Source organism: Microbacterium sp. P2_F9, from assembly GCF_056403635.1.
In genome coordinates, this window is record NZ_JBFUFC010000077.1 from 1 (window position 1) to 16,906 (window position 16,906).

Below are 16,906 nucleotides of genomic sequence, written 5' to 3' on the forward strand. Positions count from 1 at the left end.
GCTCTACCTGGAACGCCGGATCAGCAAGGACAGCGCCGATGGCGAGACCGTGTATGGCTGACACCCGGTCCCTGAGCTTGTCGAAGGGTCCGGAGTCGCATCGGACGCTTCGACAAGCTCAGCGACCGATGCTCGCTCAACGACCGGCGGGGAACCGGTCCCTGAGCTTGTCGAAGGGCCGCTGATGGTCCGCGGATTCCATCGCGCGGCCGCGCACACCAACCGCTACGGACGCTACGCCGGCGGGCCGGATCCGCTCGCTCCGCCGGTGCCCGTCCAGGAGGCACTGGAGGCGATCGGGCTCGATGTGATGTCGGGCACCTCCGCCGAGCGCGCGATGCGCGAGTACCTGCGCCGCGGCTCCCGTGACCGGCTGGGCCTCGACGACCTAGCGCGGCGCGTGCGTGAGCGGCGCGCCGAACTGGTCTCTCGGCATCGTCTCGACGGCACCCTGGAGGAGGTGCGGCGGCTCCTCGACCACGCCGTGCTCGAAGAGCGCAAACGCCTCGCCAACGACGTGGACCTGGACGACGACGCCCGTGAATTCGCCGAGATGCGGCTCGAGAACCTGCCCGACAGCACCGCGGCCGCCGTGAACGACCTGACCGACTACGAGTGGCACAGCCCCGCGGCGCGTGCCGATTACGAGCGCATCAAAGAGCTGCTCGGGCGTGAAATGCTCGACCAGCGGTTCGCGGGCATGAAGAACGCTCTCGAGAGCGCGACGGATGCCGATCGCCAGGCGATCCGCGACATGCTCAGCGACCTCAACGACCTGCTCGAAAAGCGTCGGCTCGGAGAAGACACTGCGGAGGACTTCGACGAGTTCATGCAGAAGCATGGCGATCAGTTCCCCGAGAATCCGCAGAACCTCGACGAGCTGCTGGACACCCTCGCCGAGCGCTCGGCGGCGGCCCAGCGGATGCTCAACTCGATGACTCCCGAGCAGCGGGAGGAGCTGGCAGGCCTCGCCGCGCAGGCGTTCGGGTCGCCGGAGCTCATGCAGTCGCTGTCACGGCTCGACGACAACCTTCGCTCGCTCCGACCTGGCGAGGACTGGAGCGGCTCGGCATCCTTCTCCGGCGAAGAGGGCGTCGGTCTCGGCGAGGCGACCGGCATCATGCAGGATCTCGCCGACCTCGACTCCCTGTCGGATCAACTGGGTCAGTCGTATCCGGGTGCGCGCATGGACGACATCGATGTTGATGCGCTCGGGCGGCTCGTCGGTGACGATGCCGCCGTCAGCGCGCGCGCCCTGCGCGACCTCGAGCAGGAGCTGAAGGACACCGGGATGCTGCATCGTGCGTCCGACGGTGCGCTCCGGCTCACCCCTCGGGCGATGCGGCAGCTGGGCCGTGCGCTGCTGCGCGACATCGCGACACGGCAGTCCGGGCGCATGGGCCGCCGCGAGACGCGCAACGCCGGCGCCGCGGGCGACCTCACCGGCTCCACTCGGGAGTGGGCGTTCGGAGACACCGAGCCGTGGGACATTCCGCGCACGGTCTCGAACGCGGTGCTGCGAACCGTCGCGGATGGCGGGGACGCGGCATTCGGAGTCCGACTCGAGACGCGCGATGTCGAGGTGGTCGAGACCGAGGAGCGCACTCAGGCCGCCGTCGCGCTGCTCGTCGACACGTCGTTCTCGATGGTGATGGACGGGCGATGGGTGCCGATGAAGCGCACGGCACTCGCACTGCATCACCTCATCTCGAGCCGTTTCCGCGGCGACAGCCTGCAGCTGATCGCGTTCGCACGGCACGCGGAGGTGGTGGATATCGAGGGGTTGACCGCGAAGGACGGCGTGTGGGACAAGGGTACGAACCTGCACCACGCGCTGCTGCTCGCCCAGCGGCACTTCCGGCGCAACCCCACAGCGCAGCCGGTGCTGCTGATCGTGACCGACGGCGAGCCGACGTCGCATCTCAACCCGGATGGCTCGGTGCATTTCGCCTACCCGCCGGATCCGCGCACGGTCGCCGTCACGGTGCGGGAGCTCGACACGGTGCATCGGCTCGGCGCCCAGACGACCTTCTTCCTGCTGGGAGACGACCCCGGCCTCGCGCGATTCGTGGGCGCGCTCGCGCGCCGCGCCGGCGGCAGCGTCGTCACTCCCGAGTTGGACGACCTCGGGCGAGCGGTCGTGGAGAGCTACCTCGGCTCCCGCCACACCGGGCGGGGTGCGCCGGAGGACTTCGGCGAGATGCTGCGGGGCCGGTACTGGTGGTGACGGCGGGATAGTCTGGACGAAACCACGCCCCTCGACGTCGGACTTCTGTGACCCTTCCCATGCGCTCCACGTCGTCGTGGCGTGCGTGGCTGATCTGGGGCGTCGGCGTCACCGCATACGTTCTGGCGGTCACGAATCGGACCTCGCTGGCGGCGGTCGGCGTCGACACGGCGGATCGATTCAGCGTCGACGCCTCGACCCTTTCGCTGTTCGCCGTGCTGCAACTCGGCGTCTACGGATTCATGCAGATCCCGGTGGGGGTGCTGCTCGACCGCTTCGGGTCACGACCCGTCATGGCGATCGGGATGGTGCTGATGGCGGTTGGGCAGCTGGTGATGGCCTTCTCGCCCAACGTGGGCGTCGCCATCGCGGCGCGCATGCTGCTCGGTGCGGGCGACGCGGCGGTCTTCCCCGGTGTCCTCCGGCTCATCTCGACGTGGTTCCCGGCTCAGCGCGCACCGGTGATGGTTCAGCTGACCGGGATCTGCGGGCAGCTCGGTCAGATCATCGCGATCATTCCGCTCGCCGCGCTCCTCCATGCGACCACGTGGTCGATCGCGTTCGGCAGCCTCGCGGGACTCGGGGTGCTGTTCGCCGTTCTGGTCTTCGGAGTGATCCGCAACCACGCTCCGGACCGCACAGCGGATGTTTCCGTCAATACCGACACGGGAGCGATCAGGGTCGTGACCTCCGCCATCGACAACCGCGTCGGCATCAGGGCTGCGTGGTCGCACCCGGGCACGCGCCTGGCGTTCTGGTCTCACTTCACGACGCCGTTCGCCGGCACCGCCTTCATCATGCTGTGGGGCATCCCGTTCCTCACCGAGGGCGAAGGCACGACGCCCGCCCAGGCCGCGGCGATCACGACGACGATGGTGCTCGCCGGCATCGCGTTCGGCCCTGTTCTGGGGGCTCTGTCCACCCGCATGCCGCACCTGCGCTCCCACGCGCTGGTGCTCCCGACGGTGGCGATCCAGATGCTCGTCTGGCTCGTCGTGATCGCGTGGCCGGGACCCGCCCCGCTGTGGCTGCTGTTCGTCCTGGCGATCGCGCTGGCCACAGGTGGCCCGGCATCGATGATCGCGTTCGACCATGCGCGCACGCACAACCCCAGCCATCGGCTCAGCACGGCGACCGGCATCACCAACTCAGGCGGGTTCCTCGCCGGCCTGATCGCGATCTACCTCATCGGTGTTGCTCTGGACCTGCAGGGTGCCGGAACTCCGGACACCTACTCGCTCGAGGCGTTCCGGTTCGCCTTCCTCATGCAGGTGCCACTGTGGCTCATCGGCATGGCCTTCATCATCTTCGAGCGCAAGCGCACCCGCATCCGCATCGGCCTGGACAAGCCTCGAGGGCCCAAGCGCGCGAGGTGAGCCTCCGCTGAGTGGACTGTCTGGCGCGCCACGTAGGATTGCGCGTGAGGGTCGAAGCGCTGGGGCGCTATCCGATCGACCCGTGTGGGACTGGCTGTCAGCCGCCCGCACTTTTGTCACGCTGTCGTGCGCCGAAAAGGGGATCTATGAGTGTTCGAGTCGTATCTGCGACTGGCATGAAGTCATGAGGCTGTACTCCGACTATGGCCCTCGCCGGACCCGCCAGATCCTCGGCGACCTGCTCGCCCTCGCCATGATGGCCCTCTGGGTGTGGCTCGGGATCGGCGTGTACCGATTGGTCGACAAGCTCGCCGTATTCGGTGAGCAGATGGCCGCGGCGGGCAACGGCTTCGAAGCGACCATGACCGACGTGGGCGATTTCCTCGGTGGAGTGTTCGTCATCGGCAACGGAATCAGGGTCCCCTTCGACGCCGCAAGTGAGGCCGGTGCGATGCTCGAGGCGGCGGGGGTCAGCCAGCAGGAGGCCATCCACCAGCTCGCCATGTGGCTCGGCATCGGGATCGCGCTTCTGCCGATGCTCACGATCATCCTGCTCTGGTTCGTGCCGAGGTTCCGATTCGCGCGCAAGGCGGGCCACGCCAAGGCGATGGTCAAGTCAGGCGTGGGCGTCGACCTTCTCGCGCTGCGGGCCCTCGCCACCCAGAAGGTCTCGGCGCTCTCGGAGATCGATCCCGACGCGATGGCCGCCTGGCGGCGCGGTGACGAGGACGTCATGCGTGCGCTGGCCAATCTCGAGCTCAAGAGCTCAGGGGTGCGCGCTCGCTAGGAGTCAGGATGGTGCATTCGGCACCCGAGCGCTCAACGAGAATTGATGGATGACGGCAACACTCGTGGCCCAGGGCCTCGCCGGAGGCTACGGCCATCGCACCCTCTTCGACTCGCTTGACGTGACCGTCGCCCCGGGCGACGTGATCGGGGTCGTCGGTGCGAACGGAGCGGGAAAGTCCACCCTGCTGCGGCTGCTCGCCGGCGTCGACGAGCCGCAGGCGGGCACCATCGCACTGGCGCCCTCCGATGCGTTCGTCGGCTGGCTGCCGCAGGAGCACGAACGCGTGCCGGGCGAGACCGTCGCCGAGTACATCGCGCGGCGCACCGGATGCGCTGAGGCGACGAGTGAGATGGATGCCGCGGCCCAAGCCCTCGGCGACCCGTCGCTGAGCGAGAACGGCGCCGATCCAGCTGACGTCTACTCGGCGGCGCTCGATCGCTGGCTGGCCAGCGGCGCGGCCGACCTGGATGAGCGTCTCCCGGTCGTGCTCGCCGACCTCGGCCTCGAACTCAACGGGGCAGCGGCCGAGCAGGCGACGATGACCTCGCTCTCCGGCGGTCAGGCGGCCCGCGTCGGGCTCGCGGCGCTGCTTCTGTCCCGCTTCGACATCGTGCTGCTCGATGAGCCCACCAACGACCTCGACCTCGACGGCCTCGAGCGGCTCGAGGCCTTTGTCCGCGGCATCCGTGGGGGAGTCGTGCTCGTCAGCCACGACCGCGAGTTCCTCGCCCGCTGCGTGACGCGCGTGCTGGAGCTCGATCTCGCGCAGAACTCGAACCGGCTCTACGGCGGCGGCTACGACTCCTACCTCGAAGAGCGCGCGACCGCCCGGCGACACCAGCGGGAGAAGTACGACGAGTTCGCCGACAAGAAGGCCGACCTCGTCGCGCGGGCTCGGACCCAGCGGGAGTGGTCGAGCCAGGGTGTGCGCAACGCGATGAAGAAGGCGCCCGACAACGACAAAATCCGGCGCAAGGCGGCGACCGAGTCCAGTGAGAAGCAGGCGCAGAAGGTGCGCCAGATGGAGAGCAGGATCGCCCGGCTCGAAGAGGTCGACGAGCCGCGCAAGGAGTGGCAGCTCGAGTTCACCATCGGCTCAGCGCCTCGGTCGAGCTCCGTGGTCTCGACGCTGAGCTCGGCGGTCTTCCGGCAGGGGGCGTTCACCCTCGGCCCCGTGTCGCTGCAGGTGAACGCGGGGGAGCGCATCGGCATCACCGGGCCCAACGGCGCCGGCAAGTCGACGCTCCTTCGCGCGCTGCTCGGCACGCAGCAGCCGGACGAGGGCACGGCGAGCCTCGGCGCCAGCGTGCAGATCGGCGAGATCGACCAGGCGCGCTCACTGCTGGTGGGAGCGCAGCCCTTGGCCTTGGCGTTCGAGGAACTCGTTCCGGCTCTCGCATCGGGAGAGGTGCGCACCCTGCTCGCAAAGTTCGGGCTCAAAGCCGATCACGTCAATCGTCCGGTCGATGAGCTGTCGCCGGGGGAGCGCACCCGCGCGGGTCTGGCGCTGCTGCAGGCGCGCGGGGTGAACGTGCTCGTGCTCGATGAGCCGACCAACCACCTCGACCTGCCGGCCATCGAGCAGCTTGAGCAGGCGCTCGAGTCCTACGACGGCACCTTGCTGCTCGTGACCCATGACCGGCGGATGCTCGCGACGGTGCAGACCGACCGGCAGTGGCGCGTCGAAGCCGGTCAGGTCATGGAGCTGTAGGCCACTCCGGTCCCTGAGCTTCCACTCCGGTCCCTGAGCTTGTCGAAGGGCCGCGGCTAGCGGCCCTGGCGCTTCTTGTACGGCTTCGGCTGCCCCTTGAGCACCTTGCCTCGTCCTTTGCCCTTCGAGGCCTTGGCCTTGCCGCCCGCCGGCACCTTGGGCTTCTCCGCCGGTGCGGGCGCCGCGGCGATCTGGCGCTTCGCCTCATCCAGCAGCAGCGTTCCCGCCGGCGACAGGATCGGGCCGTTCTTGGTGTTCGTGAAGAGCGGATGCCCGACTTCGGCTTCGAGCTTGTCCATCGATGAGTACAGGGACGGGAGGGGGATGCCCAGGCCCTCGGCTGCCCGCGGGAAGTGCACGTCCTCGTCCACAAGTGCGACGAACCGCTGCAGGTCGGAGATCTTCACAGGGAACCTTTCCGTCAGTCCGCACGAATCGCTTCAGTCACGCGTGCTCGACGACGAGACCTGCTGATGCTCAACGGCCAGGATACGCGCCGCGGACGGGGCTGACCGGCGACGAGTCGCTGTGTCAGGTGTGCTCTTGTGAGGCGTGTGTGGCCACTGCTACCGTCAGCCTCACTGGGGGCCTGTCTGGACGACTGGGGATCGTCGCGCGCGGCAAGTGCGCGACGTGGTCATGTTGGGGATGCCTTGCGGGACACATCGTTGTGCTCGAAGGGACATCAAAATGGCTATTCATCGTGCGCTCGGAGTTCGCCGGATCGCGATCGGGGTGGTCGCCGCGTTCGTACTGGCGGGTGCGGCGGCGGTCCCTGCGGTGGCGGCGACCGGTTTCGACGAGACCGAGCTCATTCCGACCGCCGGCGCCGTTGGCAGCCAGTTCGGGTATTCGGTGGCGGTGGATGGCGACCTGGCGGTGGTCGGCGCCTACCTGGATGACGTAAATGGCGCCGACGATGCAGGGTCGGTGTCGGTGTACCAGCGGGATGGCGCCGGCACGTGGAGTGCGGGACTCAAGCTGCTCGCGCCCGATGGCACCGCCCGCGACGGTTTCGGATTCTCGGTCGCGGTCGATGGCGACCTGATAGTGGTCGGCGCGCCCCGCGATGACAGCAACGGCGTCCGTGCGGGGTCAGCGTACGCGTATCAGCAGGACGAATTCGGCGTATGGGTGGGCACCAAGCTGGCGGACGGCGCAGCCGGCGACCAATACGGCTATTCCGTCGCAGTGGACGGTGGCCTGGTGGTGGTCGGCGCCCCGGGGAACGACCAGCGGGTGGCTGAGGCGGGGGCCGTCTGGCTATACGCGCGAAGTGCTCTCGGCGATTGGGTGGGGACGGCGACCGTGGCGTACGACGGCACTCCCGGCGACTTCTTCGGGAGCGCGGTGGCGGCAGGTGGTGGTCATGTGGTGGTCGGCGCGTACCACGATGACGAAAAGGGCGCGGGTGCGGGGTCGGCGTACCTGTATGACCGCGGCAGCGACGGTGCATGGAATGTTTCCAAGCTGACGGCGACCGACAACGCAATCAACAACGGGTACGGGTTGTCGGTGGCGGTGGACGGTGACCGGATCGTGGTCGGCGCTTTCGGGGATGACGAGAAGGGTGACGGTGCGGGTGCCGCGTACGTGTACGCCCCGGCGGACACGATCGGGTGGACAGCGACCAAGCTCACCGCGCCGGACGGCGCAACCGGCGATGGGTATGGAAGCTCAGTGGCGGTGGATGGCGGCGTGGTCGTCGTCGGCGCCTACGGCGCCGCCGTGCCCGACGGGGCCGGCGGGGTTGCCGGCCATGCGGGCGCGGCGTACGTGTACAAGCCGGTCGGCTCCGGGCTTGGCGCCGGGATCAAGCTCACGGCGTCCGCTCCCGAGTTCTTCGACGAGTACGGCTGGTCAGTCGCAGTGGATGACTCCACGGTGGTGGTCGGCGCCTTCACCGACGAAGACCTCGACCGCGCGGGGTCGGTGTACATGTACGAGATGACTGCGGGCGGGGTGCCGCCGGTCATCACCGTCCCAGCGCCGATCACCGTCCCCGCGACCATGCTCGCCGGCGCGCTGGTGACGTACGTGGCATCCGCCACCGATGCGGTCGACGGGGTCGTCCCCCTGGAGTGCGCGCCGTTGTCCGGATCGGTGTTCGGGCCAGGAACGACGGTCGTGAATTGCACCGCAACCGACCTGGATGGCAATCCCGCGCAAGCGTCGTTCAATGTCAGCGTCAACGTTCCAGCGGGTGCGGCGGGTGTGACCCTCTTGGTGCAGGGGATCAACGGGCTGGGGCTGCCGAAGAAGGTCGCGGTGAGTCTCGCCGCACCCCTCAAGCAGGCCGTGAAGGTTCTCACCGACAACAAGCGCGGCAATGACGGGACGGCCTGCGGCAAGCTCCTCACGTTCCAAGCCAGCCTCGAGCCCCGCACCGACGATGGCACCCTCTCACGCGCCAACGCGGACCTGCTCTACAACTACTCCGCCGCGCTGACCACAGGCCTCGGCTGCGCGACGCCCTGACGCCTTCGCGAGTTCGTCTCCCGGGATGGTTATCGAACCATGCGCGCATCGGTGATGTTCGGCGCGCCTGAGGCAGCAGGTCGGCGTAGGTCTCACGCCAGGCCGCGACGTGCAGATCCGCGATTGCGGGCGCATCCGAGAGTTCGGGCCGCGTGACTGAGAAGTTCATCAGTCGATCCTTCCGGAATCCGGCGCGAGCCCAACAGGTCCCGACAAAAGCCAGGACAATCATCTTCGTGGAACTGATCTTCGACAGCGACCCRCACCAGATGAATTGGCTGCGCCCGGACTATCCGTACGCCGACGTGCGCATCTCGTCCCTGCATTCGGATGAGGCCGCGGGCGACCTGGAGGCGACGGTGTCGACCGTCCGTGACGGCGATGCGGTCCGCACCGAGATCGTCATCACGAACGTGGGCCAGGCACCGGTGTTCACGTCGGTGGGCGACATCGGCATCACGCTGGCGCTCGAGGATCGGTACGACCTGGGCGGCGACCAAGACACGCAGCGCTGCAACGCGCACGTGTTCTGCGGTGGCACGTCGAGCTTCGTCCTCGCGCTGCGGATGGGCGGCGCCGCGCCGCATCTCGGCCTGGTGCTCACCGAGGGTGACCTCGTCGCGTACAGCATCGAGCGGGACGTCGCCCTGCAGAGCAATGACCGCGGATGCTTCATCCTGCATCCCGCGCCGCTCGCGCTCGCGCCCCGCGAGCAGGCAACGATCTCCTGGGTGATCTTCCCGTGCGAGGACAAAGACGACTTCTTCGTCCAGGCTGCGCGGCGCAGCCGATTCGTGCGTGCCGAATGGGACCAATACGTCCTCTTCACCGGAGAGACCGCCACGCTCAGGCTGACCCCGTCATTCGCAGCAGCCGATGTCACGGTGAACGGCGCATCGGCGACGCCGCAAGGTGACGGCACCTTCTCAGCCGTCTTCGAGGCGACCGCCCCGGGCGAGCACGCGTTCGTCGTGCAGGCCGAAGACCGGACGCTGCGCACCAGGATCCTGGTCAAAGAACCGCTGCCCGTCCTCCTCGAACGCCGCTGCGCGTTCATCGCCCGGCATCAGCAGTACAACGGCCCGATCGAGATGCTCGAGGGTGCGTTCCTCGCCTACGACAACGAACACGACGCGATCTTTTACAGCCGCATCAACGACTACAACGCCGGCCGCGAGCGCATCGGGATGGGCATCCTCCTCGCCGACTACCTCTCCGCGCTGCGCGACGGAATCGCCTCCGCGTCGGAGCCCTCCGTCGCTGACCTGCTGCGGAGGAGTCTCGCCCGCTACGTCGAGTTCGTCGAGCGAGAGCTGGTGGATGTCGCCACCGGAGCGGTCTTCAACGATGCCGGCCGCGATGCCAGCCAGGAGCGGCTGTACAACGCCCCTTGGGTGGCGACGTTCTACCTCGCCCTGCACCGGCTGGATGGCGACGCCGCCCACGCGCTGGCGGCCTATCGCGTCATCCGGGCCTTCTATGCCGCAGGTGGGGCCGCGTTCTACCCGCTCGAGCTGCCGGTGCTGGAGCTCTGCGACGCGCTGCACCAGGCCGGTTTCGATGCCGAGCGGGACGAGGCATCCGCCCTCTTCCATCAGCATGCGCGCACGCTGGCATCGACCGGACGGAACTACCCGCCGAGCGAGGTCAACTACGAGCAGAGCATCGTCGCGCCCGCCGCGGACATCCTGCTGCAGACCTTCCTCCTGTCGGGAGATCCCGCGCTGCTCGTGGCCGGCGAAGAGCAGCTGACTATCCTCGACCAGTTCCACGGGGTGCAGCCCGATCACCACCTCCACGATGTCGCGGTGCGGCACTGGGACGGCTACTGGTTCGGGAAGCGGCAGACCTACGGCGACACGTTCCCGCACTACTGGAGCGCACTCACCGGCAACGTGCTCGCGCTCCACGCGCGCATCACCGGCAACGCCGCCACCGCTCGCCGCGCGGAGAACATCATCCGCGGGGTGGTGCCGCTGATCTTCGACGACGGGCGCGCATCATGCGCGTACGTCTTCCCGCACAGCGTGAACGGTGAGCGAGCCGACTACGCCGACCCGTACGCGAACGACCAGGACTGGGCACTGGTGTTCGCGCTGCGCTCACTGCGCGGCCGCACCGTGGCCGCGGCATCCGCTCCGGTCAGTATTCGCTCTTGATGACGAAGTAGGAGCCGCGGATCGTCCCGGCGAGCTTCGAGCGCTGCCGGGCGAACTTGAACTTCGAGAGTTCATCGGGCTCGTCCATGCCGTCGGAGAGCTTGAAGCCGACGGCTCGCTTGCCGCCGTCTTCGATCGTGTACATCACGTTGATCGAGAGGCCGCTCTCGTAGAACACGTACGCCATGCGGATGCCATCCACCTCAAAGGCGGTCGCCTCGAGCGCGGGGGAGGCGATGACGATATCGCGCTCCTCCTTGAGGATGCGGCTCACCCAGTCGACGGTCGCCTGCGCCTCGGCGGCGGGCTCCACGGTGAAGACGTGGTCGTACTTGTTCTTGAAGTAGCGCGCCTCATTCGCACGCAGCCCCGCAAGCGCGTCGGCGTGCGGCGACGACTCCAGACCGATGGTCGAAACGGTGGTGAAATCAACGGCGTAGCTCATGACTCAGACACTATCCGCCCCTGCACCTCTGCCCGGCTCCTGGGAGGAGTGGCAGGCTGGTGTCCTCGGGTCGACAGACTCTCGGCCGTGAGGAGGCCATGATGATCGTCGTTCCACCTGCCCTCGATGAGGCCGAAGGCCATGTCGACGACATGTACCAGTCGGATCTGCKGGACAACGGGTTCGTCTTCAGCCACACCCAGGCGATGGCGATCAACCCCGAGGCGCATCAGGCGTGGGAGGCGCTCATCCGGGCGATCGTCCCGTCGATCGGCGTGCGCACCTTCGAGCTGGCGACCCTGGCGGCTGCGCGCGCGATCCCGTCGCCGCACTGTCTGCTCGCCCATGGCCGCAAGACGCTGCGGGCGCAGGCCCTCACCGAAGATCAGCTCGAGCGTGTCGCCCGAGACTATGAGTCCGCGGGTCTCTCCCAGGCGGACGTCGCCGTGATGCGCTTCGCCGAGAAGCTGTCGACGGATGCCGGGGGCATGACCGACGGCGATTCTCAGTCGCTCCGCGACAACGGCTTCACCGACCGGCAGATCGTCGACATCGCGCTCGCCGCGGGAGCGCGGAACTACTACAGCCGGACGCTGCAGGCGCTCGCGGTGCCCGTCGAGTCGGTTCCTGGGCTCAGCACCGCGCTGACAGCGGCGCTGCTGTCGCCGCTCGCGGACTGAGTTTCGCCGGCGGGGTATCAGGCCGCCAATCCGACACTCCTCACAGCCGACGCCCGGTCACCGGGACCGGGCGCACTGCAGAGGAGCACAACGATGGCCGAATCGTGGACGATTTCGCTGGACCGGCTGAAAGTGAACAATGCCGATGAAGACAGTTTCTGGAGCGATGGAGACGAGCCCTACGTCGTCTTGGTCGGCTTCCGATCCAAGTTCCGAACACCGGGTTCCACTCAGGTCTTCTGGAGCGGGGTACTCAACGACGACTGGGCGGACGGGATCGACGGCGGCCAGTCTGCCAACATCCCAGCGAACCAGGGGCGCGTCCGCTTCGACAACGTGAGCCGGCCGACGCAGGCACAGGTGCTCGCAGGGGACTTCCCGGAGCTGCTCGGAGCGCTTGCGATCGTCTTCGAGTCGGATGCCACCCCCTTCACCGCGGTGCGAGGGCTCATCAACGATCTCGTCAGCGCCGCGCGGACGGAGCTCTCGAATCTCGTGGAGAAGGGCAACCTGAATCTGGCGGACCCTCAGGCGGACATCGAGAAGGCCGTCAAGGCCGTGGTGGCGGCGATCGAGCCCTCGACGCTGGGCAAGATCGGGCTGTTCCTGCAGTCGTGGGGCGACCCGGACGACCTCATCGGCGTTCGGCCTCTGATCTTCGCTGCGGTCGACCCGTCGATTTCGCTGCCGATCCCTGTGCTKCAGCAGCAGGCCGTCAACGTCGCCTTCACGCCGAACGGGGTCGACTACCGGATCAGCGGCAACGTGTCGCAGGTCCCCTCGGGGATCGGGTGGGAGTCGCTCGGCGGCGTGGTCAAGTCCGGGCCTGGCGCGGCATCGTGGGGGCACGGACGGCTCGACATCGTGGCGCAGGGCACCGACAACGCCCTGTGGCACAAGTGGTTCGACGGCGGGTGGCACGACTGGGAGTCTCTCGGAGGTGAGATCACGGCGGACCCGGCAGGGGCATCCTGGGCGTCGGGCCGTCTCGACCTGTTCGCGCGCGGCACCGACAACGCGCTGTGGCACAGGTGGTTCGACGGCTCATGGCACAACTGGGAGTCGCTCGGCGGCGGGCTGAGCTCCGGGCCGGCGGCATCGTCCTGGAGCAACGGGCGCCTCGACGTGTTCGTGCGCGGCACCGACAACGCGCTGTGGCACAAGTGGTTCGACGGGTCGTGGCACAACTGGGAGTCTCTCGGCGGTGGCCTGACCAGCGATCCGGCGGTCGCGTCGTGGGGCCCGGGGCGCCTCGACGTGTTCGCCCGTGGCACCGACAACGCGCTGTGGCACAAGTGGTTCGACGGCTCGTGGCACAACTGGGAGTCGCTGGGCGGCATCCTGTCGTCGTCACCCGGCGTGGCCGCCTGGGGATCAGGTCGACTCGATGTCGTGGCGCGGGGCACCGACAACGCGGCGTGGCACAAGTGGTTCGACGGGTCCTGGCACGACTGGGAGTCTCTGGGCGGCGGATTCAGCTCATCGCTCGACATCGCCTCGTGGGGGCCGAATCGGCTCGACATCGTCGGACGCGGTCTCGACAACGCCGTGTGGCACGGCTGGTGGGAGAACGGCTGGTCGTAGACGCGAGAGGGCGGCGGGGTTCCGGCGGACGCCGGGGGCCCCGCCGCCTTCGCGAGCGCTGCTAACGCAAGGCCGCCGAGTCGATTGTCTCCGTCTGATCCCGGCAGTTGCCGAGCGAGATCGCGCCGAGTTCGAACCAGCAGTACTCATCGTGCGTGATCTCGGGAATGAGAACCTCGGTCGAACGTGCGTGCGGATTGAGAAATGCCCAACCCCACCTGCCGTTCTCGTCGGCGATCGTCGTGCACCCGTAGCCGCACGAGTCCGCCCGTGCCAGGACGTCGTCGATGAAGGCGGAAAGGTCCCCGCAGGTCGCCACCGATGCGGGGCTCAGCGACGACCCACCGAAGTCCTCGAAGGGAGACTGTGGTGCGAGGCACACGGTGTTGTACATCGCGACGTGCATGTTCACGCAGTTGTTGTAGTCCTCGTCGCCTCCGCAGATCTGCTCGCCGGAGATGAGATCGATTCCGCCCGCCTCCTGAATGGTCTGCTCGGGCTGGTCGACCACGGTGAACGAGTAGGAGTTGTTGAGGCCCGCGACGATCAGGATCGCGAAGAGCCCCGACACTGCGGCCGCAGTGATCAGCGCGCTCACGGCTGCGGCATCCGCGATGCGTCTGCGGAGGGATGCATCGACCATGAGGACAGTGGCCGCGACCAGCGTCGCACCACCGGGGATCGCGAACCAGCCGGAGGCGAACGCGGCGATCATCCCGACGACCGACAGCCCGAGGATCAGCCAGTAGAACACCCGAGTCCCCGTCGTGAGCGGACTCCACACCCGCTTTCCGCACGCTGGACACCGGAAGACGCGGAATCCGAACGGTCTGCTGACAGGCTCGGCCGAGAACGTTTCGCCGCACGACCTGCAACGGAGAAGGTCTGCTTCGTGTCCGTCGACGGTAGCGGTCTCAACGTTCGGCATGGATCGATTCTGGGGTATCGGTAAGCACCCTGCGAACCGAGATCTCGACCGCCTTCGCGCTCAGAAGTCGACGGTGGTCACCTCGGGGGGTGGACTTGTCGCCGGCGAACTCTCAGGCCTGTTCGTCCTCCTCCGGCTCGAAGTTCGAGGCTGTCCCGGTGTGCCCGGCTGCGACGCCGTCGGGGTCGGGCGGAATCGTGCCGTCCTGTCCCAGCCCACCGCGCTTCTCGGTTGCCTCGTCCGACTCCGCCGGTGACTTCGCGTCCTGCGTCCGGTCGTCGTTCTCTCGCTCGGTCATGGTTCCTCCGTAGTGTCTCTTCCGCCGACGTTAGATCCGCGCGTCTCGTGGGTCGCCGGGGTTGACAAAACCGCGCTTCCGGCGTCGCGGCTGCCCGCATGAGCGTTCGCGCCGGGTCGAAGACGCTTGTCTAAGGCCTCAGCCGACGGAACCGTCCAGGACGAGCCGATAGCCCATGCCCGACTCGGTCAGCAGATGCGTCGGGTTCGCCGGATCGGCCTCGAGCTTCTTGCGCAGCTGGGAGATGTACAGCCTCAGGTAACCGGAGTCGGTGACGCTCTCGCTCGCCCAGATCTCCTTGAGCAGCGTCTGCCGGGTCACGAGGGCACCGGCGTTGCGCGCGAGGAACTCCAGCATCCGCCACTCCGTCGGCGTGAGATGCACGCGTGCGCCGGCCCGGCTGACCGACTTCGCGGCGAGATCGATCACCACATCGCCGAACGAGATGACCGGTTCGCCGCCTGGGGCACCGGTCCGTCGCGACAAGGCCCGCAGCCGCGCGAGCAGCTCATCGATCTGGAACGGCTTCGTCACGTAGTCATCGGCGCCGGCGTCGAGCGCCTCGACCTTGTCGGCCGAGCCGGTGCGGCCCGAGACGACGATGATCGGGACAGACGTCCAGCCCCGCAGCGCCTGGATCACGCGCACACCATCCAGGTGCGGCATCCCGAGATCCAGCAGCACGATGTCCGGGTGCGATTGTGCGGCGAGAGTGACGGCCGCCGCGCCGTCCGCGGCGGCCACGACCTCGTACCCGTGTGCGCCGAGCGTGATCCGGAGGGCCCGCACCAGCTGCGGATCGTCGTCCGCGACCAGGATCTTCATGAAACGCCTTCCGGAATTCCTTCGGCGGAGACGGATGCCGCGGCCACCGGCAGCGCGACGACCATGGTCAGCCCGCCACCCGGGGTATCTTCGGGCGTGAGACTGCCGCCCATGCCCTCGGTGAATCCCTTCGACAACGCCAGACCCAATCCGAGGCCGGTCGAATTGTCGGTGTCGCCGAGGCGCTGGAAGGGGGCGAAGATGTCGTCGCGCCGGTCGGGCGAGATCCCTTCGCCGTGGTCGACCACCCGGATCTCCGCAATGCCGCCGAGTCGGCTGGTCGCCACGCGCAGCCGCCGACCGGGTGGCGAGTGGCGCATGGCGTTGGCGAGCACGTTCACCAGCACGCGCTGCAGGAGCACCGGGTCCGCCTGCAGCGGGGGCAGCTCAGGATCGAGGGCGAGCTCGACATCGTCGGGGCCGGCGCCGAGCTCGTCCACGGCAGCCAGCACCGCCCCGGCGGAGTCGACCGGACCAAGCGAGACCGCGAGAACGCCGGCCTGCACGCGGCTGACGTCGAGCAGGTCGGTGACGAGCGCCGACAGCGTCGCCAGACTCTCGTCGGCGGTCGCCAGCAGCTCCGCGCGGTCATCGGGCGTCAKGCCGGCACCCGCGGTCCGCAGGCCCCCGACCGCCGCCACCGCGGCCGCGAGCGGGCGTCGGATGTCGTGACTCACGGCGGACAGCAGGGCGGTGCGCACGCGGTCCGTCTCCGCGAGCACCCCGGCTTCGCGTGCCGCCTCACCGAGCTCGAATCGCTCCAGTGCCGCTTCGAGCTGCGTGACGATGACGTCGACGAGACGCCGCTCCGAGGCATCCAGCTCCCCGCCGTGAAGTTCAAGGGTGGCGCGCGGGTGGTCCTCGGGTCCGATCGGAAGACGGATCACGCGCCCGTCCGGCACCGGTTCGCCATCGGTCGCCAGCACCGTGCCGTCGTGCGCGACGAGGCGCACGCCTGTCATGCCGAAGGCCTCGCGGGTGCGGCTCACGAGGGCGGGCACCGCGCTCTGGCCGCGCAGGACGCTTCCTGCGACGGTGGCGAGCAGCTCGGACTCGGCGGCGGCGCGCTGCGCCATCCGTGTGCGGCGTGCGGCCTGATCGACGATGTAGCTCACCAGCACGGCGATGATCACGTACAGGACGAGGGCAAGGGCGTGCAGCGGATCGGCGATCGTCACGGTGTAGAGCGGCTCTACGAAGAGGAAGTCGAGAGTCAGCCCGGACAGGACGGCGGCGAACAGCGCCGGCCAGATGCCTCCGATCAGGGCCACGATGACGACGAGCAGCTGGTAGGCGAGCACCTCGGAGGTGATCGACCCCTCGGTGCGGAAATTGGCGAGGAACCACGACAGCAGCGGACCCATCACCAGGGCGACGCCGAAGCCGAGGACGCGCCGCTTGACGC

Annotated in this window: 14 protein-coding genes; 8 read left to right on the top strand and 6 right to left on the bottom strand. The window is 68.2% G+C overall.

The features are described from left to right. Positions 1 to 184 precede the first annotated feature (184 nt). The 4 genes from AC1DVT_RS09940 to AC1DVT_RS09955 all read left to right on the top strand — a co-directional run bounded on the left by AC1DVT_RS09940 (position 185) and on the right by AC1DVT_RS09955 (position 6,104). Positions 185 to 2,227, top strand: a complete 2,043-nt coding sequence (locus AC1DVT_RS09940) for a vWA domain-containing protein (protein WP_477388569.1) — start codon at positions 185 to 187, stop codon at positions 2,225 to 2,227. Positions 2,228 to 2,286: 59 nt separating this feature from the next. Then, the gene (locus tag AC1DVT_RS09945) at positions 2,287 to 3,603 is read left to right on the top strand and encodes an MFS transporter (protein WP_477388591.1); all 1,317 of its coding nucleotides are present in this window, start codon (positions 2,287 to 2,289) and stop codon (positions 3,601 to 3,603) included. A 184-nt stretch (positions 3,604 to 3,787) separates the two neighbouring features. Then, on the top strand, positions 3,788 to 4,390 hold the full coding sequence (locus AC1DVT_RS09950) for a hypothetical protein (protein WP_477388571.1): 603 nt from the start codon (positions 3,788 to 3,790) through the stop codon (positions 4,388 to 4,390). 49 nt (positions 4,391 to 4,439) lie between these two features. Beyond that, positions 4,440 to 6,104 (top strand): ABC-F family ATP-binding cassette domain-containing protein, encoded by a 1,665-nt coding sequence (locus AC1DVT_RS09955; protein WP_477388573.1) that lies wholly within the window; start codon positions 4,440 to 4,442, stop codon positions 6,102 to 6,104. A gap of 56 nt (positions 6,105 to 6,160) precedes the next feature. Here the strand turns inward: AC1DVT_RS09955 and AC1DVT_RS09960 are convergent, their stop codons facing one another. Then, positions 6,161 to 6,511 (bottom strand): LysR family transcriptional regulator, encoded by a 351-nt coding sequence (locus tag AC1DVT_RS09960; protein ID WP_477388575.1) that lies wholly within the window; start codon positions 6,509 to 6,511, stop codon positions 6,161 to 6,163. Between the two features lie 283 nt (positions 6,512 to 6,794). Between AC1DVT_RS09960 and AC1DVT_RS09965 the strand changes: the two genes are divergently transcribed. Further along, entirely contained in the window at positions 6,795 to 8,582 is a 1,788-nt protein-coding gene (locus AC1DVT_RS09965; RefSeq protein WP_477388576.1) for a hypothetical protein, read from the top strand. A gap of 236 nt (positions 8,583 to 8,818) precedes the next feature. Further along, positions 8,819 to 10,741: a hypothetical protein gene (locus AC1DVT_RS09970; protein WP_477388578.1), complete on the top strand. Its 1,923-nt coding sequence runs from the start codon at positions 8,819 to 8,821 to the stop codon at positions 10,739 to 10,741. Here the strand turns inward: AC1DVT_RS09970 and AC1DVT_RS09975 are convergent. Beyond that, positions 10,725 to 11,186 carry a phage tail protein gene (locus AC1DVT_RS09975; protein WP_477388580.1) on the bottom strand — a complete coding sequence of 154 codons (462 nt, stop codon included), beginning with the start codon at positions 11,184 to 11,186 and terminating at the stop codon, positions 10,725 to 10,727. The genes AC1DVT_RS09970 and AC1DVT_RS09975 overlap by 17 nt on opposite strands. Positions 11,187 to 11,287: 101 nt before the next feature. Between AC1DVT_RS09975 and AC1DVT_RS09980 the strand changes: the two genes are divergently transcribed. Both AC1DVT_RS09980 and AC1DVT_RS09985 read left to right on the top strand, forming a co-directional pair. Then, positions 11,288 to 11,866, top strand: coding sequence for a carboxymuconolactone decarboxylase family protein (locus AC1DVT_RS09980; protein ID WP_477388581.1), 579 nt, complete (start codon positions 11,288 to 11,290; stop codon positions 11,864 to 11,866). Between the two features lie 93 nt (positions 11,867 to 11,959). Beyond that, entirely contained in the window at positions 11,960 to 13,450 is a 1,491-nt protein-coding gene (locus AC1DVT_RS09985) for a PLL family lectin (protein ID WP_477388583.1), read from the top strand. Between the two features lie 61 nt (positions 13,451 to 13,511). On the opposite strand, the gene AC1DVT_RS09990 is transcribed toward AC1DVT_RS09985, so the two are convergent. The 4 genes from AC1DVT_RS09990 to AC1DVT_RS10005 form a co-directional block, all read right to left on the bottom strand. Then, complete coding sequence (locus tag AC1DVT_RS09990) at positions 13,512 to 14,234, bottom strand: hypothetical protein (RefSeq protein ID WP_477388585.1); 723 nt, start codon at positions 14,232 to 14,234, stop codon at positions 13,512 to 13,514. 256 nt (positions 14,235 to 14,490) lie between these two features. Beyond that, the gene (locus AC1DVT_RS09995; protein WP_457100209.1) at positions 14,491 to 14,676 is read right to left on the bottom strand and encodes a hypothetical protein; all 186 of its coding nucleotides are present in this window, start codon (positions 14,674 to 14,676) and stop codon (positions 14,491 to 14,493) included. Between the two features lie 138 nt (positions 14,677 to 14,814). Next, the gene (locus AC1DVT_RS10000) at positions 14,815 to 15,501 is read right to left on the bottom strand and encodes a response regulator (RefSeq protein ID WP_477388587.1); all 687 of its coding nucleotides are present in this window, start codon (positions 15,499 to 15,501) and stop codon (positions 14,815 to 14,817) included. Beyond that, the coding region (locus AC1DVT_RS10005) for a sensor histidine kinase (protein ID WP_477388589.1) at positions 15,498 to 16,906 on the bottom strand (1,409 nt) is incomplete at its 5' end. The genes AC1DVT_RS10005 and AC1DVT_RS10000, both read right to left, overlap by 4 nt.

Excerpts from the sequence above, each read along its gene's own strand:
- AC1DVT_RS09955 (WP_477388573.1), top strand. The coding sequence starts at position 4,440 with ATGACGGCAACACTCGTGGCCCAGGGCCTCGCCGGAGGCTACGGCCAT.
- AC1DVT_RS09940 (WP_477388569.1), top strand. The coding sequence starts at position 185 with ATGGTCCGCGGATTCCATCGCGCGGCCGCGCACACCAACCGCTACGGA.
- AC1DVT_RS09950 (WP_477388571.1), top strand. The coding sequence starts at position 3,788 with ATGAGGCTGTACTCCGACTATGGCCCTCGCCGGACCCGCCAGATCCTC.
- AC1DVT_RS09995 (WP_457100209.1), bottom strand. The coding sequence starts at position 14,676 with ATGACCGAGCGAGAGAACGACGACCGGACGCAGGACGCGAAGTCACCG.
- AC1DVT_RS09945 (WP_477388591.1), top strand. The coding sequence starts at position 2,287 with ATGCGCTCCACGTCGTCGTGGCGTGCGTGGCTGATCTGGGGCGTCGGC.
- AC1DVT_RS09975 (WP_477388580.1), bottom strand. The coding sequence starts at position 11,186 with ATGAGCTACGCCGTTGATTTCACCACCGTTTCGACCATCGGTCTGGAG.
- AC1DVT_RS10000 (WP_477388587.1), bottom strand. The coding sequence starts at position 15,501 with ATGAAGATCCTGGTCGCGGACGACGATCCGCAGCTGGTGCGGGCCCTC.
- AC1DVT_RS09965 (WP_477388576.1), top strand. The coding sequence starts at position 6,795 with ATGGCTATTCATCGTGCGCTCGGAGTTCGCCGGATCGCGATCGGGGTG.